This is a genomic window from Lacticaseibacillus parahuelsenbergensis (genome assembly GCF_030770265.1).
GTDB lineage: Bacteria > Bacillota > Bacilli > Lactobacillales > Lactobacillaceae > Lacticaseibacillus > Lacticaseibacillus casei.
The window spans coordinates 293,389-318,638 of sequence record NZ_CP132482.1; the positions used below are offsets into that span (position 1 = coordinate 293,389).

At 48.7% G+C, this 25,250-nt stretch carries 19 protein-coding genes; 15 read left to right on the forward strand and 4 right to left on the reverse strand.

Annotation, left to right across the window (positions count from 1 at the left end; translation table 11 throughout):
• The first annotated feature begins 6 nt into the window (after nt 1-6).
• From deoD to lacG, 6 genes are all read left to right on the forward strand, one after another.
• Nucleotides 7-723, forward strand: a complete 717-nt coding sequence (gene deoD, locus LACPH_RS01380; RefSeq protein ID WP_087911409.1) for a purine-nucleoside phosphorylase — start codon at nt 7-9, stop codon at nt 721-723.
• 191 nt (nt 724-914) lie between these two features.
• A complete protein-coding gene (gene msp1 / locus LACPH_RS01385; protein WP_274784241.1) occupies nt 915-2,327 on the forward strand; it encodes a cell wall hydrolase P75 in 1,413 nt (470 codons plus the stop codon).
• A gap of 451 nt (nt 2,328-2,778) precedes the next feature.
• Nucleotides 2,779-4,578 carry a PTS lactose transporter subunit IIBC gene (locus LACPH_RS01390; protein ID WP_274784242.1) on the forward strand — a complete coding sequence of 600 codons (1,800 nt, stop codon included), beginning with the start codon at nt 2,779-2,781 and terminating at the stop codon, nt 4,576-4,578.
• 55 nt (nt 4,579-4,633) lie between these two features.
• Nucleotides 4,634-5,503, forward strand: coding sequence for a PRD domain-containing protein (locus LACPH_RS01395; RefSeq protein ID WP_087911413.1), 870 nt, complete (start codon nt 4,634-4,636; stop codon nt 5,501-5,503).
• Nucleotides 5,504-5,520: 17 nt separating this feature from the next.
• Nucleotides 5,521-5,886 (forward strand): PTS lactose/cellobiose transporter subunit IIA, encoded by a 366-nt coding sequence (locus tag LACPH_RS01400; RefSeq protein ID WP_025013247.1) that lies wholly within the window; start codon nt 5,521-5,523, stop codon nt 5,884-5,886.
• Between the two features lie 25 nt (nt 5,887-5,911).
• Nucleotides 5,912-7,336 carry a 6-phospho-beta-galactosidase gene (gene lacG, locus LACPH_RS01405; RefSeq protein ID WP_274784243.1) on the forward strand — a complete coding sequence of 475 codons (1,425 nt, stop codon included), beginning with the start codon at nt 5,912-5,914 and terminating at the stop codon, nt 7,334-7,336.
• Between the two features lie 121 nt (nt 7,337-7,457).
• Here the strand turns inward: lacG and LACPH_RS01410 are convergent, their stop codons facing one another.
• From LACPH_RS01410 to LACPH_RS01425, 4 genes are all read right to left on the reverse strand, one after another.
• Nucleotides 7,458-8,822, reverse strand: a complete 1,365-nt coding sequence (locus LACPH_RS01410) for an FAD-dependent oxidoreductase (protein WP_274784244.1) — start codon at nt 8,820-8,822, stop codon at nt 7,458-7,460.
• Between the two features lie 131 nt (nt 8,823-8,953).
• On the reverse strand, nt 8,954-9,790 hold the full coding sequence (locus LACPH_RS01415; RefSeq protein ID WP_274784245.1) for a sce7725 family protein: 837 nt from the start codon (nt 9,788-9,790) through the stop codon (nt 8,954-8,956).
• Complete coding sequence (locus LACPH_RS01420; RefSeq protein ID WP_274784246.1) at nt 9,787-10,467, reverse strand: hypothetical protein; 681 nt, start codon at nt 10,465-10,467, stop codon at nt 9,787-9,789. The genes LACPH_RS01415 and LACPH_RS01420 overlap by 4 nt, the downstream gene beginning before the upstream one ends.
• Nucleotides 10,445-12,832 (reverse strand): ATP-dependent DNA helicase, encoded by a 2,388-nt coding sequence (locus LACPH_RS01425; RefSeq protein WP_274784247.1) that lies wholly within the window; start codon nt 12,830-12,832, stop codon nt 10,445-10,447. The genes LACPH_RS01420 and LACPH_RS01425 overlap by 23 nt, the downstream gene beginning before the upstream one ends.
• Nucleotides 12,833-13,057: 225 nt before the next feature.
• Between LACPH_RS01425 and LACPH_RS01430 the strand changes: the two genes are divergently transcribed.
• The 9 genes from LACPH_RS01430 (at nt 13,058) to LACPH_RS01470 (ending at nt 25,229) form a co-directional block, all read left to right on the forward strand.
• Nucleotides 13,058-14,350 (forward strand): ABC transporter substrate-binding protein, encoded by a 1,293-nt coding sequence (locus LACPH_RS01430; protein ID WP_274784248.1) that lies wholly within the window; start codon nt 13,058-13,060, stop codon nt 14,348-14,350.
• 646 nt (nt 14,351-14,996) lie between these two features.
• Complete coding sequence (locus LACPH_RS01435) at nt 14,997-15,647, forward strand: hypothetical protein (RefSeq protein ID WP_274784249.1); 651 nt, start codon at nt 14,997-14,999, stop codon at nt 15,645-15,647.
• A gap of 255 nt (nt 15,648-15,902) precedes the next feature.
• A complete protein-coding gene (locus LACPH_RS01440) occupies nt 15,903-17,630 on the forward strand; it encodes a family 20 glycosylhydrolase (protein WP_306387172.1) in 1,728 nt (575 codons plus the stop codon).
• Between the two features lie 244 nt (nt 17,631-17,874).
• Complete coding sequence (locus LACPH_RS01445; RefSeq protein ID WP_274784251.1) at nt 17,875-19,809, forward strand: BglG family transcription antiterminator; 1,935 nt, start codon at nt 17,875-17,877, stop codon at nt 19,807-19,809.
• Entirely contained in the window at nt 19,802-20,257 is a 456-nt protein-coding gene (locus LACPH_RS01450; protein WP_087911424.1) for a PTS sugar transporter subunit IIA, read from the forward strand. The genes LACPH_RS01445 and LACPH_RS01450 overlap by 8 nt, the downstream gene beginning before the upstream one ends.
• Before the next feature lie 15 nt (nt 20,258-20,272).
• Nucleotides 20,273-21,718, forward strand: a complete 1,446-nt coding sequence (locus LACPH_RS01455; RefSeq protein WP_274784253.1) for a PTS fructose transporter subunit IIC — start codon at nt 20,273-20,275, stop codon at nt 21,716-21,718.
• A gap of 274 nt (nt 21,719-21,992) precedes the next feature.
• Entirely contained in the window at nt 21,993-22,964 is a 972-nt protein-coding gene (gene manA, locus LACPH_RS01460) for a mannose-6-phosphate isomerase, class I (protein ID WP_049172031.1), read from the forward strand.
• Nucleotides 22,965-23,317: 353 nt separating this feature from the next.
• The gene (locus LACPH_RS01465; protein ID WP_025013257.1) at nt 23,318-24,034 is read left to right on the forward strand and encodes a GntR family transcriptional regulator; all 717 of its coding nucleotides are present in this window, start codon (nt 23,318-23,320) and stop codon (nt 24,032-24,034) included.
• A 13-nt stretch (nt 24,035-24,047) separates the two neighbouring features.
• Nucleotides 24,048-25,229, forward strand: coding sequence for an SIS domain-containing protein (locus tag LACPH_RS01470; protein ID WP_274784254.1), 1,182 nt, complete (start codon nt 24,048-24,050; stop codon nt 25,227-25,229).
• Nucleotides 25,230-25,250: the final 21 nt, after the last annotated feature.

A 25,250-nucleotide genomic window follows, 5' to 3' on the forward strand; every position in this document is an offset into this window, starting at 1 on the left:
ATAACCATGAGTACACATATTGCAGCTCCAAAAGGCGCCATCGCGGATGTGGTGTTGTTGCCAGGCGATCCATTGCGCGCCCAATACATTGCCGAGAACTTTTTGGAAAATGCGACGCGCTACAACACCGTTCGTAATGCGTTTGGCTTCACCGGAACGTTTGAAGGCCGGCGCGTGTCGGTTCAGGCAACAGGGATGGGCATTCCGTCGATTTCGATTTATGTCAACGAGTTGATTCAGGATTATGGCGTCAAAACGCTGATTCGCGTGGGTACGGCTGGCGGAATGGGCAAGGACGTCAAGGTTCGCGATGTGGTGTTGGCACAAGGCTCATCAACGGACAGCAGCATCATTTTGAATACCTTTGGTGCCGGCATGTACTTTGCGCCTTTGGCAGATTTTCAGCTATTGCGCGAAGCAGCAAATTTGGCAGATGACAGTTCGATCCGCTACCATGTTGGTAATGTACTAGGCGAAGACCGTTTCTATAATGATGAAATGGATCGCCAAAAGCTGATTGACTACGAAGTATTGGCAACAGAAATGGAGACGCCAGCGCTATATTTGCTTGCAGCTAAGTTCCATGCACAGGCGTTATCAATCCTGACCGTCTCGAATCACTTGATTACAGGCGAAGAAACCACCGCTCAAGAGCGACAGACCAGCTTCAATGACATGATCGGATTAGCACTCGGCGTGGCTAAAAAGGTTCCTGTACGTTAAATAACATATAAATTTTATGTATACCAGCAATGTTGTTTCGATTGTTTTTCAGCTGTAACAGCAATTTAATATGCGAACAAGTGGGAAACGTGTTACTCTGTATATGGTTTCTTAAGAAAAGGTAAATGACAATTGAATTGTAAAACTCAGTCTCATGCAATTATTCAGTCGAAGAATGGAGGAGTACATACATGGTAAAATCTAAAAAAGTATGGTCAGTAACGGCAGGCTTTGTTGGTGCTGCCGGTCTGGCGGCTTTAGCAACCGGTGCTAATACTGTTTCTGCATCTACAACGGGAACGGTCAACTACAAGACCGGTGCAACCACCGTATGGAATAGTCCATCATGGAACCACGTAAAACGCTATGTAACGTTTGGCGACACGGTGCAGCTATTAGGTAAGACAGTTGATCACAATGGTGCGACTTGGTACAAGGTTGGCGACAACCAGTGGATCCCTGAGCTCTATTTGAACGTTGACGGGAAGACTGCTCAAGTTGAAGCACCAGCATCAACTGCCAGCCAGGCTCCTGCTAGCCAAGCGCCAGCAAGTCAAGCACCGGCGAGTCAAGCGCCTGCTAGCCAGGCGGCACCTGCAGCGACTCCAGCAGCCACCCAAAGCGCCAACATCCAACTTTATGTTAAGAATGTTGGCTCGGCTGTGACCGTTTGGGCAACGCCTGCATACGGACGTGCAACGGGTCAGTATCTTGAAGGCCAGCAGTCCGTCACAGCTGTGGCCCAACAGCAAGCAAATGGTGAAACATGGTACCAGCTTTCTAACGGTGGCTATGTACCTGCACGCTTTGTCAGCACGACACCTGTAGCAGCGGCACCGCAATCCACAGCACCACAGTCGACTGCGTCAAGCGCAGCTGCGCAACCTGCACAGTCTGCTGCATCCCAGGCTCCTGCTTCAAGTTCAGCAGCACAACCAAGTCAAGCGCCAGCATCTCAGGCGCCGGCATCTAGTGCAGCATCGTCAGAGGCAAGTCAGGCACCGGTATCACAAGCGCCTGCTTCAAGCTCAGCAGCACAGCCAAGTCAAGCACCTGCATCACAAGCACCAGCTTCAAGTGCTGCTACGCAACCGGCACAGCCAAGTCAAGCGCCGGCATCATCAGCAGCACCGCAGGCCCAAACAGTGCAAGTAAACAATACCAACGCAAGTAATAATGTGCAGGCGCAACCAGCAGCTTACTCAGCACCTGTAGCGCCAGCCGCAACTGACACCTCACGCTCGGCCAAGGTTCAGGCAGTTATCGCGGTTGCTGAACAGCAAATCGGCAAGCCATATATCTGGGGCGGTAAAGGTCCTACAGGCTTCGATTGCTCCGGCTTGATGTACTATGCATTCCTGCATGGCGCAGGTGTTAACATCGGTGGTTACACCGTACCACAAGAATCTTCAGGCCCTCGTGTTTCATTGAACAGTCTTCAACCAGGCGATTTACTCTTCTGGGGACCAACTGGAAACACTTATCATGTTGCGCTTTACATCGGCGGCGGTACCATGATTCAAGCACCGCAACCAGGTGAAAATGTTAAGTACACCGCAGTACAGTACTTCACACCTGATTTTGCGGTTCGTCCGAACCTGTAAACTTAAATTGAATTATCTATTTCAAAGAAGAGCGTCTTTTAGCGAGGCGTTCTTTTTGTTTGGGGTGATTCTTTTCAATATTCGCCAGATAAAGACGACTGGACTGGTGCGCCTTGCTGTCTTTACATTTGTTCTTTTTTGTTTATTTGAACAGCCTGGAAATCCCTATATATAGGTGTTGTCGTCCCAACAAAATCAAAAAATGAAAAAAGTTGTTTATTAAGCGTTTACATTAAAACGGTTACATGTTATAGTCAATTTGTTGAATACAGGAACACATGTGGATCGTTACTATTCAATTAGGCGTAACCACGGCAGTCGAAGATAGCTGGATATCTTCGACCGACCGTGGTTTTTCTTTTGCCATTTTTTGTTTAGCAGTTTATAGCATTGACCCGGATCGCGACCGGCGAAGGCATATTAATTTTTCACCTAGAAAGAAGGCTAACTCATGCAAGTCATTGTGAAACGACTTGAGAAGCATCAGGCTTTATTTGAAAAGATCTCGCGAAACATTTACTTGATGGCCATTAAAGATGGCTTCCTGGCAGCAATGCCGATCATTCTGTTTTCCAGTATTTTTATTCTTTTGTCGAATATCCCGCCATTAATTGGGATCAAGATCCCCACTGATTTGAACGCATGGTTTAATAAGATTTACAACTACACCATGGGCTTTGTTGGATTTTACGTTGCCGGAACGACGGCGAAGGCGTTGACCGGCTCCATGAACCAGCGCATCAAAGGTGGACGGTTCATCAACAATACATCAACGATGATGGCCGCAATGGTCGGGTTCATGTTACTGGCGATCGGAACAACCGGTAAAGGCAACTTCTTGCCGACATTCTTTGGCACTCAAGGCATTTTGTCAGCGTTTGTTGCGGCGTTTGTGACCGTATGGGTTTACAAGTTCTGTGTTGAACGCGATTTAACCATCAAGATGCCAAAAGAAGTTCCGGGTGCCATTTCCCAAAATTTCCGCGATATTATCCCATTCGGTGCAGCAACGATTGTCTTCTCACTGATTGATGTCGCAGCCCGAGCAGCTTTCAAAGTACCGTTCAGCGCCATTCTGGCCACCGTTTTAGCACCTGTCTTTAAAGGAGCAGAAACTTATCCCGGCATGATGCTAATTTGGTTCCTGATTCCCATGTTCTGGTTCCTTGGTGTTCATGGGCCATCGGTTGTTAAACCAGCGCTTGAATCTGCATTGTTTGGGAATACCACGGCAAACTTAGCACTTTTCAAAGCTGGTCATTTTCCATACCATGCCTTGACCGAAAACTTCGGTAACTTTGTCGGCGAACTCGGTGGTACCGGTGCAACATTTATCGTGCCATTTTTGTTCATGTTCTTTATGAAGTCAAAACAGCTAAAAGCTATTGGCAAAGCTTCCTTCATCCCAGTTATGTTTGCGGTTAACGAACCGCTGCTGTTTGGGGCGCCGATTATTTTGAATCCGTACTTCCTCGTGCCATTTGTGTTGGCGCCGGTTGTCAACGTTGTGATTGGTAAAGCATTTATTGACCTGCACATCATGCATGGGTTCATGTACTTCATGTCGTGGGCATTGCCGGGGCCGATTGGTGCACTGATTGATACCGGTTTCCAGTGGACCTCGCTAGTGCTCATGGCGATTTTGCTAGTGGTGGACGCGCTTATCTACATGCCGTTCATCAGAGCGTATGATGCGGAACTTCTTCAACAAGAAGCTGCAGTTGATGCCGCCGATGCTGGTGCCGTCGCAACTGCAACAGCAGCTGGAACAGGAGAAGTTGCTGCTGAAGCCGATGCTGCAACTGCTCAGGAATTTCCGGAACCAGCGGATGTCAAAGCAGCCAAAGCCGAAAACGCCTCGACTGATGATGGGCAAACTGCGAAAGGCCCCCGCAAGCTTGATCATGAGTTGAAAGTTTTGGTTTTGTGCGCTGGCGGTGGTACAAGTGAGCAGTTAGCCAACGCGCTGACTGATGGCGCCAAAACGTATCATGAACCGATCGTTGCCAGTGCTGGTGCCTACGGATCACATCATGATATTTTACCGAACTATGATATGGTGGTTTTGGCACCGCAAGTCCGGACTTATTATAGCGATTTGAAGCATGATACAGATCGATTAGGCATCAAGCTTGTGGCAACCAAAGGCCAGCAATATATTGCTTTGACCCGCGATCCTGAAAAGGCGCTGGACTTTGTTGTCAATCACTACAAAGAAAGCGATACGAAAGAGGCTCCTGCGACAGAATAACGTTGCGTCCAATCAAACTAAATACTGATAAAAAGAAAGATAAGGCGGTGTACCAATGTTGCTAAGGGTCAAGCAAGTGTATAACAACAATGCTGTACTTGTAGACGTTGGCAACGGTAAGGAGGCAATTCTTCAAGGCAGAGGTATTGGTTTTAGCAAACGCAAAGGCGATCAGATCGATCCCAAAAAGAGTTCGGAGATATTGTATCTCAATGATGCACAAGTGAAGAACCACTTTACGTCATTGCTTAAGGATGTGCCAATTGACATCGTTGTTGCCACGTTCGGTGTGATTGGCATGGCGAAGAAGACGTATCATTACCCGGTTTTGAATTATATTTATGTCACACTGACCGATCACGTTTTCCAAATGTATAAACGCCTGACCGCTGGCAAATACCAAGCGAGTCCGGCTCCGGATATTCGCGATCGTTATCCGTTGGCTTATCAGATTGCGACAGAGGCAGTCAAACGCCTCAACCATGATCTGGGCGTCCATTTTCCCGATGCCGAAGTGAAAAATATCGCGTTGCATTTTATTAATGCTAAAGGGGTGGACGGTGACTTGGATCCGACCGTGACGCTCACGGCGCGCGTTAATACAATCGTGACGCAGGTTTTTGCTAAATATGGTCTGAAACGGAGCTTGACGAATCAAAACTATTTTGATCGATTGATGATTCATCTCCAGTATCTGGTTGAGCGATTAAACACCGATGAACAAGATGAAGCTGATCTTGATCCAAAAATCGGGCAAGACTTCAAGCGGCTTTATCCGAAATCATTTGCCATTGCCATGGAGATTTGCACGGAGCTTGAGAAGGCTTTGCAGATTAAGCTTAACGAAAATGAACATGTCTATTTCATCATCCATATTCAGCGGCTCATTCAAGAACCGCAAACACCTGCACCTCAAGATTCATAACCAAGGAGGAAATTTTGATGGCAACTAAAGAAGAAATTTCAATGACCGGTTTCGCAATCGTTGCATACGCTGGCGATGCGAAAACTGATTTAATTGAAGCGCTGAATGAAGCACGCAAAGGGAACTTTAAACATGCGCGGTCATTGGTTGAAGAGGCGCGCCAAAGCATTAACGAAGCACATAACGAACAAACCAAGCTGCTTAGCAAAGAAGCAGGCGGCGATAATATGGATGTCACCTTTATCATGGTGCATGGGCAGGATACCTTGATGACCACCATGATGTTGTTGGACACGATTAGCTTCACGATCGACGAGTATGAACGGCTGGCTGCGATTGAAAAACAGCTGGGCATCGCGCTGCCAACAAACGACATCCACTAGTAAGACCAAAGGAAGGAGCATCATCGTGACGAGCTTATTAAAACGCGTCCAATCATTACCCAAAGGCTTTGTCTGGGGCGGCGCAACCGCTGCGTATCAGGTGGAAGGTGCCACAAAAGTAGATGGCAAAGGCAAAACGATGTGGGATGACTATCTCAAAGCACAAGGCCGCTTTTCACCTGATCCTGCCAGTGACTTTTACCATCTGTATCCGGAAGACATTGAGCTTGCCAAACTATATGGTTTAAATGCGATTCGGGTATCGATTGCGTGGACACGGATTTTTCCCAAAGGATATGGCGAACCCAATCTTGCCGGCGTAGCGTACTATCATCGCTTGTTTAAGTGCTGCTTGGACAATGGCATCACGCCTTACGTCTCTTTACATCACTTCGATTCACCAAAGAACCTATTTGATGATGGCGACTGGTTGAATCGCAAGAATATTGATTATTTTGTCGACTATGCTGACTTCTGTTTCAAAGAGTTTTCCGAAGTCAAAAATTGGTTCACGATCAATGAGCTGATTTCGTTAGCCTTTTCCCAATATATTCAAGGCAATTTCCCGCCAAATCATCATTTTGATGTCACAAGTGGGATCCAGGCGCAGCATAACGAGTTATTGGCGCATGCACGGGCGGTCAATCTGTTCAAAGAGAAAGGTTATCAAGGGCGCATTGGGTTGATTCATGTGTTGCAGCCGGTCTATCCGTATCCGGACACGCCGGCCAATGAGCATGCGGCAGCACTTGAAGATGCTTTCATGAACCGCTTCTTGCTGGATGGCACGTTTAAGGGTGAATATACGCCGGAAACGATGGCGCTGATTAACGAATTGCTGGAAGCCAACGATGCCAAGCTGAAGATCGAACCGGGCGATATGGACATTCTGAAAAAGGCCTCCACGCAAAATGATTATTTTGGTATGAATTATTACCAGCCGTCTTTTGTCGCTGCCTATGAAGGTGAAAGTACCAATTCGTTCAATGGCACAGGCGAAAAGGGAACCAGTTCCTTCAAGTTCCAGGGTGTCGGCCAACATGTTAAGAAGCCAGGCGTGCCAACGACTGACTGGGATTGGAACATTTATCCTGCCGGCATGTACGATATGCTCAAACGTGTTGCCCGTGAATATCCGAATAGCAAAACGATTTATATCACCGAAAACGGTCTTGGCTATAAAGACAAGTATGAAGGCATTGGTCAGCTTATTGACGATGAAAAGCGCATCGACTTTATTGACCAGCACGTTGAGGCACTGCTGAAGGCGCGCAGTGAAGGCGTTGACGTACAAGGTTACTTTGTCTGGTCATTGCAGGATCAGTTTTCCTGGGCCAATGGTTACAATAAACGCTATGGTTTGTTTTACGTGAATTTTGAAACACAGGCACGGGAAATCAAAAAAAGTGCGCTGTGGTTCAAGGAGCTAGGGCAGACACTAAAGGATTAATGGGATCACAAAAAAACAGACAGGTCATCAGCAAGTATCGGCTGATGACTGTCTGCTTTTTTGAATATAATACAATTTTGGTTCATTAGGAACGCGCTACAGGTAAACAGGTTGAGATGATTTAAGCCACCGGTTCTTTATCCGCCGCGTTAGCTTTCTCAACCGCTGCCATTGCCACAGCGTTGACCCAGTTGATCGGCTGATCGAAGTTTGGCTGGAACAGCATGTCGACCATAGCGAGGGTTTCGATGGTCATGTGAGTTTGGATGGCCAAGGAAATGACATTGGCGCTTTGGCTGATGTCGTGTTTGGAGAAGAATGCGCCGCCTTTAACTTCGTGCGTCTTCGGATCCCAAGTCAGGCTGCACAGAACCGGTGTGGTGGTGAGCATGAAGTCCGGGCGATAGTCTTGCTCAATGGTGACACTATCAAGTTTAAGTCCGCGAGCCTTGGCGCCTTCGGTTGTGAGCCCGGATGCGGCAATGGCATGATCAAAAAGTTCAACCGCCGAACTGGCTTGCGTGCCGAGGTACTTCTCAGTCGGGGCCACAATGTTTTTACCAACTAGAATGCCTTGACGAACAGCATTGGTTGCCAATGGAATATAGTCGTGCTTGCCCGTTGGATTATAATGCACAGCCGCGGTGTCACCGGCGGCAAAAATAGCTGGATCACTGGTTTGCATGTAGGCATCGGTGATGATGGCGCCATTTTGCAAGGTATCGAGATGATCCTTAAGCAAGTCGGTGTTTGGCCGGAAGCCGGTGCACAAAATCGCAATGTCGGCAGTATAGGTACCCTTGTCGGTTGTGACGACAGTCTCACCTTGATCATTTTTCGTGAAGCTGGTGACCATTTCGCCGAGTGCTAAGTGAACGCCATGATCGGTGTAAAGTTTTTCAACGCGATCGGTGATGGTGGCGTCAAAGTTCTTTGCCAACACCCGCGGCAGGCCGTCGATTAATGTGACCTGCTTATCGGTGACGGCATATTGTTCGGCAAGTTCAGCACCGATATAGCCGGCACCGATGACAATCGCACTTTTAATGGTTGGCGCCAGATCTTTTAAGGTTTTGGCATCTTGCCAGTTCTTGCACAGGTGGACGTCCGTATCATGAATGCCCGGGATATTTGGAACGATTGGAGTAGAACCGGTGGTGTAAACCAGTTTGTCATAAGTATCAGTGGTGACCTCGCCAGTGTTTAGGTCCTTGACTTCAACGGTTTTGGCGTCGGGGTCAACGCTGAGGACGTCATGCTCCATCTGCATATTGGCGCCAAGTTTGGCAAGTGCCTCAGGGCTGGAATAGAACATCTTGTTAGGATCGCTGACATGATCACCGACCCACAAGGCGATGCCACAGGAGAGAAATGACAGGTTGTTGTTGCGCTCGTAAACGGTGACGTCTGCATCTGGGTGGTCGGTTAGAATCTGTTGGGTCGCAAACGTACCAGCATGGGTGGCACCGATAACAATAATTTTCATAGATAGAACGCTCCTTTGTATTTTTGATAATGATTTCACAAAGAAAGTGTAACACAATTAATTGTGTACGGCTATATTGTCCGAGGTCTTTTTTGTGAAAAATAGTTAAGAAGCGTTTTCACCATGTGTTGTTAATTTTGCAGCCAGCGGCCAATCATTTCTAAATGGTGCATCAACTGGAACTTCCGGACAACGCCTAAGCCGGGAAAATGGTGATCGGCAGCGGCCTTCATGAGTGCCATTACCCCGGCCGTTTGTGCTTGGCGATGATAGGGCAGCCAGGCGGCGAGTTGCGTGAGGATTTCGAAAAATTTGGCTTGCGGGTTGGTGAAGTCTCCATTATTGACGGAGACAAAATGATGCATTCGTAGGGAACCGTCAGTTGCAGGGTAGACTAAGTGGATCGCCAAGGCGCGCTGAGGGAAGCCGTGCTCAAAGTAGTCTGAGGTGGCGAGCGGATAGTCGGCAAAGCCAACGCCGGGCAACATGTCAGGCGGGAACTGATAAAACTCGTCTTGCAACAAGCCGTATGCCGATGTATGCGAATAGACAGTGAAATGGTCATTGAGATACACGGCATGCCGCAAACCTAACCGCCGAACCCGTGCCTCGTCCGGTACTAAAGCGAGTTGGCGGCGCGCCAGCAGTTTGGCTTGGGCAGCGGTGGTGGCAATGATCAATGGTGCTGGCTGGGCATCAAAAATCCGCGCGACTTGCACTGATGGACTAAGCATCGGCAGGTGGCGCGGTGTTGCCAACAGTCGGTAACTGCCGACTTGCGGATTCTGAATCACGTAGGCCGCGTGGGCAGTTTTCGTTAGTGTCTGCGTGGTCTTGGTCAAGCCGGGGATGTCTTTGACAGGTTCAAGCACCGGAATGACGGTCGCAGGTAGTCGCTGGCTGTTTGCCAAGGTGGTGATCGCTGCCAAGTCGTATAATTTTCCGCGAATGATAGGGAAATAGTTCATGATAAGCGATCCATTTTCAATGTTGCCACTTCCGCATTGAGGGCGTCGACTTCTTCTTGAAGCGCAGTGATGGTCGTGTTGTTGAGGTCATCGACAAACTGGTCATAAAGATTTTTATCGGGATGATAAATATCATAGTCAGCGGTTCGTTTTCGCAGTTCGGTAAACAATTCCGCAGTGGAAAATTGTCCGAGTCCTTTGGCGACTTGCTTGGCTTTGACGACTTCACGATTCAGACTGGCGATGAAATGATCGGTTAATTGTTCTTCCGCGACCTGTAAGCTCTGACGTCGCGCCGGTTTCGCGATTGTCAGCGTGCCAGGCGTGCTCACCGGAACAGCGCTGGCGGCAACGGCAGCCTTGGAGAATGGATGATACGCGAAGACGCCAATGCCAGCTGGAATCTCAGTGGCGACTGCTTGATAAAGCCGCTGTGGTAACACGAAATAATTATAATGACCAATAAAACTCAAGCGGGCCTGGCTGTGGAAGTCCGCTTTCGTGACTTTTAGCTCAAAACAGCGCCAAATCGTTTCATTTTCCTGCTTTTGCCGCACCAAAGTATCTACAATGCCGAAATCATCGGGCATCGTGACCTCTTCAACGGCAGTGGCTCCTTGTTCCTCCCAATAGGCATACAACGTCTTTTCTAGATCACGCGTGAGCTGGGTCTTCATGATGTGCCTCCCAAAAGTGAGTGAGTAACTGAGCGAGTTGCGCCGGATTGCGACTAACCTGAGCGTGCGTCCAGTGGTCCGGAAACAGGCGCGCGTACCGTGGCGTCACAAACCGCTCATCGATGAGCAAAATAACCCCGACATCCTTAGCACCACGAATCACTCGGCCCCCCGCCTGCAAAACATTGTTAAAGCCAGGCAGCTGATACGCGTAGGCAAATCCCTGACCTGAATTTTGGTCAAAATAATCCCGCAACTGATCGGTTTCCGCATTGAGTCCTGGTAAGCCAACCGAAACAATGGCAACGCCGATTAGCTGGGTACCGCGCAGATCAATGCCTTCTGCAAAAATTCCGCCAAGAACGGCAAAGCCAATCACTGGCTCATGGCCGGCTTTGAAATGATCAAGAAAAGCCTGGCGATCCGCTTCGGTCATGGCATTTTCCTGCACGCAGGTTTTAAGCGTGGGGTTGGCAGCGGTAAACGCGGCATAAGCGATTTTTAAATAAGCGTACGACGGGAAGAAGAAAAGATAATGCCCTTTTTTGGCGCTGACTAAGGTTGTGAGACTTGCAATCAGCTGCGGCAGGTCTTGCTCGCGCCGGCGATACGTGGTGTTGACGCTGGTATCAACGATGACGGCCTGATTCTGCGGGTCAAACGGCGACGGTAAGGCGTAGGTCAGACTGTTGTCAACGCCGCCCAGTAACTTTTGAAAATAAGGCATCGGCGATAAGGTGGCGGAAAACAACACGGCACCGCGGCCCTTTTTCAGTGATTCATCGACAAAATGCGATGGATCCAGGCACAATTCTTTGACTGTGACAACGCCATGATCCTTAGTAATCTCGGTTTTGAACGTCTCATCGTAAAAATCGCCAATGCGCAAATATTGATTCGCCAGGAAGAAAACCGGTAACACGAGATCAACGGCGGGCTGCAAGGCGGGCGTTGGCGGTTCGGCTAACCAATCGTGGACCGTTTCCGTGAACTTGGCGAGGACATTGGTAAGGTCATCAAGCGGGGCTTCTTCAAAGACGGGTGATTGTTTCATTAACCGCTGATCGGCGATGGCTGACAGGGTATTCACGATCCGGGTGATGGCGCGCCGCAGCTTGGTGAGTGCCGCACCTTTGTATGGGGACAGTGCTTTCTTGAGGTTGGCAAAGTCCTGATCGGTGATGCTGGCGGTATACATATCCCGCGCCCGACTCACAAGATTATGGGCCTCATCAACTAAGAAAAACTGACTGTCGTCGGCATCGCTAAAGAACCGCTGCAAAAAGACTAACGGATCAAACAAATAATTGTAGTCGCAAATAATAACGTCACAAAATAGGCTGGCGTCTAGCGAAAATTCAAATGGATCGACCGTGTGTTTTCGCGCATAAGTTTCGATGACGGATCGGGTGATTTGGTCTTCATGTGCCAGGAGGTCGTGAAGTGCCGGTTTTAAACGGTCGTAATAGCCCAACATGTAAGGATTTTGACTGGGATCGTCTGGCTCATCGGCAAAGGTGATCGTATCTTTGGCCGTCAGTGTGATGCTTTTGGCCTTGAGCCCGGATCCGGCCATCAACGCCATCGCCTGCTCAGCTACACGCCGCGTGCTTTGCTTGGCGGTTAAATAGAACGCTCGCTGAATCAAGCCGCTGCCCATAGCTTTGACAGTCGGGAAAAGTGTCGAAATTGTTTTGCCGGTACCGGTGGGTGCTTGGACGAAAAGGCGCGCGCTGCTGTAAATGGCTTTGTAAACGGCGGCGGCGAATTCGTGCTGGCCGGCACGATACTCGGGAAAAGGAAAATCAAGCGCATCAATCGACTCATTGCGGCGCTTGATGATGTCGCTGCGTAGCTTGAGCCAATCGGTGAATTCTGTCAGTAAATCCGTGAAATCATCAGCCAGTTCGGCAGCCGTTTTGGTTTCAGTGAAGCGAGTGACGGTGTCAGTGCTGGTTTGCACATACACCAAGGTGATGGTCGCATGGTCAAGGTGGCGTTGTTGACAAAGTAAGTGACCATAAATACGTGCTTGAGCCCAATAGCGATCCTTGGTATTTTGGGTGCACTCTTCCCATGGTCGGGCGCTGGTTTTGATTTCTTCGACGGTTAATGTCTTGTTGTCATCGGTCCAGACCCCATCGGCACGGCCTTCGAGTTGGTAATCTTCATCTTCGACGGTAACCGTGGTTTTTAAATAGACTTCTTTTTCATAATCAGGCTCATGGTGAGCCGCCTGCAATTTGCGGTGGATTTGGCTGCCGATGATGGCGGTATTATTTGAATTGCTAGTAATCGGGTTGAGATCGCCGGTACGAACGGTTAACTCAACAAATTCCCGAATACCAATACGATTATGCGCCATCACCGGGCCCTCCTTTAATGTAGTTGAAAATATAACTAGCCTTCAGTATAGAACATACATTCTGTTTGGGAAAATGGTTCACCTGTGATTTTTAACGAATTCCGGGTGTTCCTTGGTTTTTATTTTAATTAGAGGCATAATAAAGGGTGTCAAGACATATGACAAATACGGCGGCTTGCAAACACTGTCGATCGGTAAGCCGCGACATCAAATGAGGGACATAAGATGAAGAAGACTAGTTTCTGGCGTTTGTTAGGTTTTTTGGGTGCGATTTTGGTCTTGTTGACCGCTTGCGGTAAGCAAAGTTCAGCAGCCAAATCGTCGTCATCCAGTGCACCAGTGAAAATTACATACTGGCACCGGATGACAGGTTCTTATGACAAAGCATTGAACAAGCTCATTACGAAGTTCAATCAAAGTCAAAAGAAATATAAAGTGGTTGCGACGTCACAGGGATCTTACAATGCGCTGCAGCAAAAGATTATGGCTGCAGGCAAGTCCAAGACCTTGCCGACGATGGCCCAGTCGCCTTATACCAATATTGGCGACTATGTGAAGAACCAATTATTGTTACCGTTCGACCCTGAAATGTTAAACGGCTCGGATAAGTTGAGTAGCAGTCAACAGAAAGATATCTACCCAAGCTTCTTGGCTGCCGGTAAGTACAACGGTAAATACTACGGTCTGCCATTCTCGGTTTCGACTTCGGTGCTTTTTTATAACAAGCGTCTGATGTCACAATATAATATCAGCATGCCAAAGACATGGGCAGATTTTGCGGCTGATCAGGATAAGTTAAAAGGGACGGACATTAACGCTGTCGAGCTGGATCAAAGTTACGATGTTCCGTTAGAAGGGATGGCTTACGGTGCAGGTAGTCAACTGATTACCCCAAAGCTAAAAGCTAACCTGAATGCACCGAAGACGTTGGCCGCCGTCAACCAGATTCTTGATCTGCGCAAGAGCGGCGCATTGAAGACAGCGGGTGAAGATCAGTACTTCAGCGTCCCGTTTGCAAATGGTAAAGCCGTCTTTGGAATTGGCTCATCAGCCACCGTGCCGGTCTTATTGCAACAGGCACCAAAGAATCTCGAATGGGGAACCGCTGTGATTCCTGAATATGAAGGCAAGCGCAGCAATCCATTAAACGGAAACTACAATGTCTTGTTCAAAGGCGCATCCAAGGCGCAACAAGCCGGCGCATGGGCATTCCAGAAATTCCTGTTGAAGTCGGAAAATGCTTCACAGTGGGCGATGGATTCCGGTTATGTACCAGTAACCAAGAGCGCATCCAACAGTACGACCTTTAAGAATTACCTGAAGAAACACGAGCAATACAAAGCAGCGGTTTCTGCCGTGCCGCAAAGCTTTGCATCAACCGTCTTTGCCGGCTACACAGATTACCGCAACGACCTTATGAGTACAGTTGACAGTACCTTGACGAAAAACGTCAGTGGCGAAACCGCATTTGATCAGCTGCAGAAGCAGACTGAGAAAATTTTGAAAGAAAATAAGTAATGGTGCCTCAATGAGTTAGTGATACCTTTCGTTTTCAAAAATGACCGAACTGCCAGATTTTTTTGGTAAGTTCGGTCATTTGCTTACAGATTCAAATTTTATTTACGCTCATACGTAAGCACGAACCAGCCGTACACAAGAAATATGATGCCGAGTGTTGCGATTCCTAATGAGTTGATTAAAGTATCTATCGTCAGTCCGTCTTTCGAGGTGAACCAAATCAGAGCGCTGACAAACATGATCGCCCAACTGATTGAGTAAATCAAATATGCCTTTTTATGCGATTTCATAGCATCTTAAAACCTCCATGCTTAGTAACTGGGTGACATGATATTTGGAAATAATGTCATTGTACCGTTAACCGAAACTAATAATCAAATAATGTTATGATTACAAAAAGGACTATCTAATTATTAGCTAAGAACTTTATTTATATACCAATGCTTATAACCCCAAAACTTTATAAAATTACTTAACGACAAGGGAATATGAAACTCATTTTGCCGATTTTTTTGCTGGTTCAATTGGCGAAATACCGTAACTGTGGCGTATTCAACGCAAACACAATTCCTTTATGGCGTTTGCGTCACCCAACCTCGGTGGGCTATGATGGTCGGAGGATTGTTAAGTATTAAAGGAGACCATTATGGAAATCAATGTACACAAGTTTCAGGAAGCAGTTTTAGCAGGCACTTTTGAGCATACAGAAGTGCATCTGACCGCAGCCGCTTTTAAGAAAGACGGTGTTGATGCCGCGATGGCGAAGGTGTTCGCGGATGTCCACAGCGCCATTGAAAAGAACCAGTTGATTCAGGCTGATTTGGTCATCGACTTTCCTGAGCCGACCACGATCACAGTTGAAACCGGCGTGATCAACCTGCCGTTTGCCAACGTCAACAAAATTACGAACTTCCTTGAACCGGATGAAATCGTCCCGGTCCGTGTTTATTTAATCGTGACTTCCCCATTCGTCAACGTTTCCGGCTTGCGAATTGACGAAGCTGCAACGGCCGCTGATTATCTGCAGGACTTCGCAACGATCAATGACCAGATGATTGCCTCAGTTCAGGAAAAACTGGATCACATTCAAACCGAGATGGCTAAGCCTAAGGAAATCGCCAAGGAAGTTCCAGCCAATAAACAAAAACCGACAGCCAAAAAAACAACCAGACGGACTGCCACGAAGAAACGCACCACGACGCGGAAAACAACCAAAAAAGCGGCAACTGCAAGCAAAGCAGCGGCGAAAACCACCACTGCCAAAAAGACAACGACACGAAAAACCGCTAAAAAGTAAACGAGAAAATGATGTTCCGAATAGCTAGCGAGACTTAGTCGGATCGCTGGCTATTTTCATGCGCGCAGAAATGGGCGTCTCAATTTTCAAAAACGTAAACAACGATGTGGTAACAATTCATCTGAGGAAAACGTGAGAATGATATGTGAAAACCGCCGAATGATTTGAAATGAAAACGATTGCATATTATTCTTGTGATGTTGGCGGAATAGGCCAATTTCGTTTTAGACACCAACCATAGGGGAGGTCGAATTTTTGAAAAAGCAGGGGATACACGTTTGGTTCTTGGTACTTGCGGTACTACTGGGGATTGTCGTGGGTTTGAAGCAGCCGCCGAAGCAGGTCGCGGCTGCCGATAATCGGTTGCAAAGTGTCTTTTCGATTGATGCCGGGCGGAAGTACTTTTCGGTTGATCAGTTGGAAACGATCATTGATCGGGCGCACACGGACGGATACACCGATGTGCAGATTCTATTGGGTAATGATGCGTTACGCTTCATGCTGGATGATATGAGTCTGACCGTTGACGGGAAAACGTATACCAGCGATGCGGTTAAGCAAGCCGTACTTGCCGGGAATCAGGCTTACTACAACGATCCGAACGGTAATGCCTTGACGCAAGCTGATATGGACGCGGTTTTAAAATATGCCGCAGCGCGCGACATTAACATTATTCCGGTGATCAATAGTCCCGGCCATATGGATGCCATTTTAACGGCGATGACGAAGCTTGGAATCAAAAATCCGGCGTTTAATGGCTCCAAACGTACGGTTGATTTGAACAACGACACAGCCATTGCGTTTACCAAGGCTTTGTTGCAAAAGTACGTTAGCTATTTTAAAGACCGTGTGGCGATTTTTAATTTCGGCAGCGACGAATATGCCAACGATGTCGATACCGGCGGCTGGGCGAAGTTGCAACAAACCGGCACTTATCGCAAATTTGTGGCGTATGTGAATGACTTGGCTCAGATGGCGGAAAGTGCCGGGTTGAAGCCTATGGTGTTTAACGATGGCATTTATTACAACGATCGCACGGATTTTGGCACGTTTGACCAGAATCTCATTGTGTCTTATTGGACGGCAGGGTGGTTTGGCTATGACGTTGCCAAGCCGGAATTCTTGGCGAATAAAGGCTTAAAGATCATGAATACCAACGATGGCTGGTACTGGGTGTTAGGGCGTATGACCGGCAATCTGTATAGTTATGAGACTGCGGTTGCCAGCTTAAAGAGCAAAAAATTTACGGATGTGCCGGGTGCCAGCAGCACGGTTCCGATTATCGGCAGTGTTCAGGCAGTTTGGGCCGATAACCCGAGCGCAAAGCTGGATATGCCTGCACTCCTGAAACTGATGGATCAATTTTCCACCACATATACTGCCTACATGCCACGGCCAGCAGATTACAGCAAGGTTGACGCGGCGATTGCCACCGTGCCGCGGCAATTGAGCCAGTACACGGATGCCTCGTTAGCCAAATTAGAAGCAGCGCTTAATGCGGTGATTCGCGGTAAAAAAGCCAACGAACAGACAACTGTCGATGGCTATGCCCAAGCGATTACCGCTGCCGTTAAAGGTCTGCAGCTGCGGGGCGCTGATTATAGTCAAGTTGATGCCGCGATCGCAACGGCCAAAAAATTGGACCGACAACATTACCAAGACTTTGCCGCGGTTGATGCTGCGATTGCGGCCGTGAAACGCGGTTTGGACATCACCCAACAAAATAAGGTTGACGCAATGGCGAATGCAATTCAGGCGGCGATCAAAGGACTGGCACTTAAACCAACACCACCAAAGGCGCCAACGTCGTCAACACCGGAACCCGCACCAAAACCGACAGCCGCCGCGCCAGCAAAAGAGACAAACAAGCAACCGCCGTTACCAGGTACGGCAGAAGCAACAACACCAGCACTAATGCTCGCAGGCGCTTCATTGCTCGCAAGCATGGGCCTGTTATACTGGCGCCGTCGTATGACAGATTAGTTATTTTTAAACTGACAATAACGCCCGCTGCGCTTAATTGCGCAACGGGTTTTTGGTTGCCCAAAACCGGTCAAGTGGCCGGCAACGACCCGTTTACCAGCGAAAGGAGCCAACATGAACCACAATTTCTGGAAACAATGTGCAATAACAGTGCAAAAATTGCGTTTTCATAAATGCAAAAGCAAGCGTTTGCAACAGCTTACAGGCGGTCTAGACTTTTTAATTGGAAAGGGGGAACGGCAATTTGAAAGATAAAAAGCTGTTGATTCTGGACTTTTTACTGAAGCACGGCACGGTTCATTACGATCAAATTGCCGAAGCGACCGGGCTTTCCGAGCGCACAGTTGGCAATTACTTAAATCGGCTGGACGCGGACTTATCGCCATATGCCGTCAAATTGGTGCGAAAGCGCAATGTCGGCGTCTCTTTAGACGGGCCGGCCGACCAAAAAGCCCATTTGTTGCGCAGCATTCATGGTCAGGAAGGGTTCACCTCGCAAACAGCACGTGAGCATTATCTGATGATCAAGTTGCTGCTGACCAACCGGCCGTATACCCTCAGCAAGCTTGCTGACGACCTATTTGTCAGTCGCCGCACCATCGACAACGACTTCAAATCAGTCAAGCGAGTCTTCCGAGAAAATCACGTAACCGTGCAAACCAGCCGAACCGGTATCCAAGTAACAGCCTCCGAATCACGGCGGCGCCATATGTTGGCAAAATTACTTCGCGGTTACTGGGGTGAAAGCCTGTCCGTTGCCAAGCAAAAAGATGGCGAGGTGGTCCAGCAGATCCAGTTGCCGGCGTATCTGAATCATTTAGTCAATCCAGCGACCACCAAGGCGGTTATGCAGAGCTTGGCTGAATTTCTGAAACAGTCAGACTTGATCTTTTCAGATTATGCACTGCAATCGTTGGCCATTCATCTCATTATCGCTTGCGAGCGCCCCAAAAAAGCCGCACCTGCACCGGTTCACCCAGCGCCACTGCTGCCGGAAACCAAGCAATTATTAACCCTTGTGGCTAAGCATGTGCACCGGACGCTGGATAATGCTGACGCGCAACAAATCAATGCCCACATCGCAGCGATTCTGGATCGGCAGGTCAGCGATGCCCCGGCCGCAAGCATTGAGGAGCAGGCAGCACCGGTGCTTAGACAGCAGATTGCCGGGTGGCTAACCGGGATATCGCCGGACACGCGGTTACTGGAAGATTTAAGCGTTCATCTCAGCGGCGCACTGGCCCGGATTTCCCGGGGGCTGACGATTCCCAATCCCTATACGGAAGAGATCAAACGCAACTTTCCAATGGCGTTTGATGCGGCTGCTCAGCTAAGCATGGCCGTTGCGAAACACTATCATGTCACCTTCAACGATGACGAGTCTGGCTTTCTAGCGCTACATTTTGAATCCTTCTTCGAACGGCAACATGCCGCGGACCGCATTTCCACGGTGGTGGTTTGTTCCAGCGGTGTCGGGACCAGCCGTCTGCTCGCCCAACGCTTGGAAGAACGCTTCCGCGAAAAGTTAGTCATCACTCGGACAATCGGTTTGGCAGACCTGATGCGGCAAACGATTCCCGAGACGTTGATTATCAGCACGGTGCCGATCCAAGGGATGCGCCAACCGGTGGTGATCGTGAATCCGTTACTGTTGCAACATGACATCGAAAAAGTCGCGCAGCAAGCTGATCGCCTGCGCTTTGGAACAGATGGCGATGCTTTCCTCAGCCTGTTAGATCCAAAGCTAGTGTTACCGAACCTGCCGCAGACTGATCAACATGCGGCCATGCAGGTAATGATTCGGCAATTGACAAAAAACGGTGTGTTTGAAGACGAAACGTTGCCGCTGAAACTGGCCGAAGATCGCGAAAAGCTCGCGACAACGGCGATGCGTCTCGTCGCGATTCCCCATATCTCGCCGGAAATGGTTCAACGTCCGGCAATTGCGCTTGGACTGGCACCCGAAGGCATCAACTGGTCCGGGCAGAAGGTCAAAGTGGTCTTTTTCCTCGCACTCAATGCGGCTGCACCCGACGATCAGCGCCGCATTTACCAAGTCATGAATCGAATGATTGATGATCGCCTATTTTGCGAAAAGCTGGCGCAAAGTTCATCCCCAGCTAGTGCGTTAAGAACCTTATCTGAATATGTTCATAAAGGAGTAAATGAATTTGAATGAAGTCAATGTCACCACTGATGTCCACACCGATGTTGCCGTCCCTGCCGATAAACATGCGGCACTTGGGACCATTGCAACGATTTTAAGCACGAACCGCCCAATTTCAGCTGATGAGTTGCGTGATAACCTCATTGCACGCGAAGACGAAAGCAGCACGGGATTTGGTAACGGCGTAGCTATCCCACACGCCAAGGTCAACGGATTAACTGAACCTTTTGTTGGCGTCGTGACGTTTAAACAGCCTGTTGCGTGGGATTCTTTGGACGGTCAGCCTGTCTCGATCGCCATTGTCCTGGTAATGCCAGATCAAAACGGTGCGGATAAGCTGCATTTGAAAATGTTGTCGAAACTGGCGCGTAAGTTAATGGATGATGATTTTATCAAAGCCTTGAAGGACGCGCAGCACGATGGTTCACAAATGACCAAAGTACTGGATCAAGTTTTGTAAAAGGGGGAATTTTTGATGGCAAGTTTTGTTGGTGTTACCAAATGTCCGGTTGGCATTGCCCACACCTATATGGCAGCCGAAAAGCTGCAAAAAACCGGGCAGGCTGACGGCTACAAAGTTAAAATTGAAACACAAGGTGCGTCAGGCACTGAAGATAGCTTAACCGCTGATGAGATTAAAGCTGCTGATTTTGTTGTTTTGGCCATTGATGTAGCCATTGATGGCATGGAGCGGTTTGTCGGCAAGCGCGTTGTCTTTTCAACGACGGCGGAGGCGATTAAGGATCCGCAAAAGCTGGTTGATGAAGGTAAGCATGCCGATGTTTATACTGGTGAAAAACAGCACACTGCTGAAAATGAAGCCGATGCTGAATCCGAAGACACGGCCCATGAGCAGAGTCCCGTGATTAAACAATTGCTAAATGGGGTTTCCCACATGATTCCGTTTGTCGTAATTGGCGGGTTATTCATTGCCTTGTCCATCGCATTGGGTGGCCATGCGACCGCTAAAGGGATGGTTGTAGCGCCTAATACGATTTGGTCAACGATGAATCAAATTGGGACGATTGGCTTTAGTTTGATGATTCCGATCTTGGCCGGCTTTATTGCGTACGCGATTGCCGGACGTGCGGCCTTGGCTCCGGCGATGGTCGGCGCCATGGTTTCTAACACGCCAGCCATTTTAGGCACCAAAGCAGGAACCGGGTTTCTGGGCGCCATTTTGGTTGGTTATGCTGCTGGTTATTTAACCAAGTGGATGAACTCCTGGCCGATTCCCAAGAGTCTGCGGGCCGTGATGCCGATTTTCGTCATCCCGCTGCTCGGCACTGCAATTATCAGTGCGTCCTTTGTCTATCTGCTGGGTAGTCCGATTTCCTGGTTGATGACCGCACTGCAAAACCTGTTGACGTTCTTGTCCAAGAGTCCGTCCACGAGCGTTGTCTTAGGGCTTGTTTTAGGCGCGATGGTTTCAATTGATATGGGTGGCCCGATCAACAAAGTTGCCTTCCTTTTCGGGGTCGCGTCCATTACTGCAGGCACGCCTGAGATTATGGGTGCCGTTGCCTGTGCCATTGCCGTACCGCCGTTGTCATCCGGGATTGCGACGTTGTTCAAGTCGGAATTGACCAGTGATGAAGAAAAGACGGCTGGCGTATCGGCCATTTTGATGGGGCTGATCGGCATTACCGAAGGCGCGATTCCGTTAGCAACTGCGCATCCTAAGCAAGTCTTCCCGGGCATTATTATCGGTTCCGGGGTGGCCAGTGCTGTGGGGATGGTCTTCCACATTACCGATGCCGTGCCGCATGGCGGACCGATCGTCGGCGTACTGGGTGCGACGAACAACTTAGGCTTATTCTTCCTGTCGATTTTAATTGGGGTCATCGTCTCGACCGCCATTATCGTGTTCCTCAAGCAGCGCGCCGTTGCCCATCAAAAGAGCATGGCATCTGCTGAATAATGCAAATCAGCCCGCTGCGCATCTCTTGCGTAGCGGGCTGTCGATGTTTCCCAACACCAAGGAACATCTTAGTGGTTAATTGTGATAAAACGTTGAAACAATTAACGAGTTTGGTTAATTTTAAAAAATGATAATGCGCTATTTTGATGAACGTGAGCACGCGATACCGGGTGATTGGCCTAGAGCAATCGTGTATAATGGGAGTCGATTGCAGGAAAAAGCAGTCATGACACAGCCAACTGCTGGTCAACGCGACTAAAAGGAAGTGGATCTTTTGACAGAACCATTATTTTTGAAACCATACTTCAATCCCAAAATTTGGGGTGGGCGTAAACTTAAAACAGAATACGGTTTTGATATTCCGGACGGCAAAATCGGTGAAGCTTGGATTATCTCGGGGCATCCGCATGGACCGGCGACGATCGAAAATGGACCGCTCAAAGGCAAAACCTTGCGTGAAGCCTGGCATGAAGACCCGGCTTATTTCGGACCGCAGCATAGTCAGGAATTTCCGCTTTTGGTGAAAATTCTGGATGCCGAAGCGAGCCTAAGTGTGCAGGTGCACCCAGACGACGCATACGCCGCTGCCCATGAAGCCAAGGGCGAGCTGGGTAAAACCGAATGCTGGTATATTTTGCAAGCTGATCCGGGATCTTACTTGATTTACGGTCATCATGCCAAGACGCGCGAGCAGCTGAAGGACATGATCGAGGCCGGCGACTGGGAGCATCTGTTGCGCAAATATCCGGTCAAGACCGGTGATTTTGTCTATGTGCCAAGCGGGACGATCCATGCGCTTAACAAGGGGATTGTCGCTTTGGAAACCCAACAAAGTTCGGATACGACATATCGGCTGTACGATTACGATCGAACCGATGATCAAGGCCATAAGCGCGAACTGCACATCAAGCAAAGCCTTGACGTGACCACCGTACCGTTCCAGGATCCGAAGCTGGACATTACCAAGCAGCAAGTGCCAGGCGGCCAGATCACAACCTTTGTCAAACCACCGTTGTCGCCACATTTTGCCGTTTATCGCCTGGATATTGACGGCACAATGCCGTTTACCCAGCAAGCACCTTATACCAATGTCACCGTTCTCGAAGGCGAAGGCACCTTCACGGCAGACGGTCAGGATTATCCGATTAAAACCGGTGACAGCTTCCTGATTCCTAACCAAATCAAGGCATGGCAGTTCACTGGAAAGCTGGCTATTGTCACATCGACACCGGGTGTGGATGCTTAATGGCTAGCGTTGACGGTACTGACCTGCCAAATAAACTCGGTCAAACGCAAGCAGTTCTGGAAAATCTCTGGAGCTGTTTTTTTGATGACTTTAAAACTTTAACACCCAAAAAATTAACCAAAAATGAGAACGCTTTCGTATTGATTTTTTTATATCAAACAGTTGGTTAAGCCAGTGAAAATCTGAATATTTGCGTCTGTGGTATCTTTTCGTGACAAGATCATGTGACTGGTATGGACCACAGCAAATCAAAAAGGCAGATTCGCCACATTAGAATTAGATCGTTTCCGTTGACAATCAGAAGTGCAAGCGCATACACTACTAAGTGGTTGGTACCACGCGGAGGTGAGGATATGGAAAAGGTTCCGTTGACTAAACAGCTGGTAGATCAGCTGGAGACATTTATCAAAGAAAAGCTTCAGCCCAATGACAAGTTGCCGTCCGAGCGGGATCTTAGCGAACTGTACCATGTCAGCCGAAATACGGTTCGGTCAGCGCTGAACGAATTGTTCCTGCGCGGCTTCATTTATCGCAGTACCGGTAAAGGGACGTTTGTGGCGGAACGATTTGACGAACGAACCGATGTCAGCGGCTCGTACAGTTTTACCAAACAGATGCTAGCCATGAATCGTCAACCCGTGACCAAGATTCAGCGGCTAGAAAAAATCGCGGTACCGGCAAATATTGCCAAGCGGATGCGCATCGATCCAGGGACGCCGGTTTATGTATTGGATCGGCTGCGGATTGCGGACAAACTACCGATGATGATCGAACGCAGTTACTTACCGGCGTTAACCGTGCCGGATCTTGAAAAAGACGCCTTGGAAAGGTCACCGTTGTATGACTGGCTGGAAGAGCACTACGGCATCCATATTGCGTCGGTTGACGAAGCGTTCTTCGCCGGCTTGGTTTCACCGGAAGACGCCAAGCTGCTCCGGGTCGCGCCGGCATCGGCATGCTTGAACATTCGGCGGACGACTTTTGCAGACACTGGTGAGATCGTCGAGTATACCTTGAGCGTGGCGCGGGCTGATCAATTTGTTTATCACGTTCATCATGTTAATCACTAGGAGGATGGATAATTTGTTTGAAAAGACAACTGAAGAATTAACCAAATTAGGCGCACAGATTACGACCGCTGAGATCAAACAGCAGCCGGAACTGTGGCAAGAAGCGTTTGACAATTACACCCGTGACAAAGAAAAGATTACTGCTTTCTTGAAACAAGTAACGGATGCCGCTAACGGTAAGCAGATTCGGGTTATTTTCACCGGTGCCGGGAGCTCCCAGTATGTTGGCGACACGGTGACCCCGTACTTGCGGGCACATGGCGATCGCAGCAAGTTTGTGTTTGAATCAATCGGTTCGACCGACATCGTTTCAGCGCCTTACGATTTTCTAGAAGCCGATACACCAACGATTCTGGTTTCCTTTGCTCGTAGCGGTAACTCACCAGAAAGTCTGAAGACCGTTGAATTAGCCGAACAAGTGGTGCATAACCTCTATCAAATCAGCATTACCTGTGCGCCTGAAGGTCAGTTGGCTAAGAAATCCGCCAGCGAAGACAAGACGTTGTTACTGTTGCAACCGGCTGGCTCTAACGACAAAGGCTTTGCGATGACCGGCAGCTTCTCCTGCATGACATTGAGCGCATTACTGGTATTCGATACCGCTAGTGATGCGGACAAACAACAGTGGGTCAAGGTGATTGCTACGATGGGCCAGGAAGTCGTTGATCGCGAAGCTGAAGTTCAAAACGTCATCAATCGCGATTTCGAACGCATCGTTTATCTAGGCTCCGGCAGTCTCGGCGGATTAACTCGGGAAACGCGCCTGAAGGTTTTGGAACTGACGGCTGGTCAATACGCCACGATGTTTGACACGTCAATGGGCTTCCGTCACGGTCCTAAGAGCTTTGTGAACGACAAGACCTTGCTGTTCGATTTCGTCAGCAACAATGCCTATACCCGTCAATATGACATTGATGTGCTTGAAGAAGTCAAAGGCGACAATATTGCTCCTTCAGTGATGGCAGTTGGCACCAAGCAAGACCAGAACTTCTCAGGCGACGGCTTCTATTTTGAAAATGGCCTAAAAGATCTTCCTGAAGGTTATCAGGCTTTGCCGGACGTGATGTTTGCCCAGACATTGGCACTTTTGGCTTCCATCAAGGTTGGCAACTTACCTGACACCCCATCACCGACTGGAACCGTTAATCGGGTGGTCAAAGGGGTTATCCTCCACGACTATTCAGGTCAGGAATAAGGTTGGCGTTGTCATGGTGCA

What these genes read in the sequence shown, in the direction of transcription:
- LACPH_RS01455 (WP_274784253.1), top strand. Translation starts at nt 20,273, where the DNA reads ATGGCAAGTTTTGTTGGTGTTACCAAATGTCCGGTTGGCATTGCCCAC.
- LACPH_RS01400 (WP_025013247.1), top strand. Translation starts at nt 5,521, where the DNA reads ATGGCAACTAAAGAAGAAATTTCAATGACCGGTTTCGCAATCGTTGCA.
- LACPH_RS01410 (WP_274784244.1), bottom strand. Translation starts at nt 8,822, where the DNA reads ATGAAAATTATTGTTATCGGTGCCACCCATGCTGGTACGTTTGCGACC.
- LACPH_RS01420 (WP_274784246.1), bottom strand. Translation starts at nt 10,467, where the DNA reads ATGAAGACCCAGCTCACGCGTGATCTAGAAAAGACGTTGTATGCCTAT.
- LACPH_RS01390 (WP_274784242.1), top strand. Translation starts at nt 2,779, where the DNA reads ATGCAAGTCATTGTGAAACGACTTGAGAAGCATCAGGCTTTATTTGAA.
- LACPH_RS01435 (WP_274784249.1), top strand. Translation starts at nt 14,997, where the DNA reads ATGGAAATCAATGTACACAAGTTTCAGGAAGCAGTTTTAGCAGGCACT.
- LACPH_RS01465 (WP_025013257.1), top strand. Translation starts at nt 23,318, where the DNA reads ATGGAAAAGGTTCCGTTGACTAAACAGCTGGTAGATCAGCTGGAGACA.
- LACPH_RS01430 (WP_274784248.1), top strand. Translation starts at nt 13,058, where the DNA reads ATGAAGAAGACTAGTTTCTGGCGTTTGTTAGGTTTTTTGGGTGCGATT.
- deoD (WP_087911409.1), top strand. Translation starts at nt 7, where the DNA reads ATGAGTACACATATTGCAGCTCCAAAAGGCGCCATCGCGGATGTGGTG.
- LACPH_RS01415 (WP_274784245.1), bottom strand. Translation starts at nt 9,790, where the DNA reads ATGAACTATTTCCCTATCATTCGCGGAAAATTATACGACTTGGCAGCG.
- msp1 (WP_274784241.1), top strand. Translation starts at nt 915, where the DNA reads ATGGTAAAATCTAAAAAAGTATGGTCAGTAACGGCAGGCTTTGTTGGT.
- LACPH_RS01395 (WP_087911413.1), top strand. Translation starts at nt 4,634, where the DNA reads ATGTTGCTAAGGGTCAAGCAAGTGTATAACAACAATGCTGTACTTGTA.
- LACPH_RS01425 (WP_274784247.1), bottom strand. Translation starts at nt 12,832, where the DNA reads ATGGCGCATAATCGTATTGGTATTCGGGAATTTGTTGAGTTAACCGTT.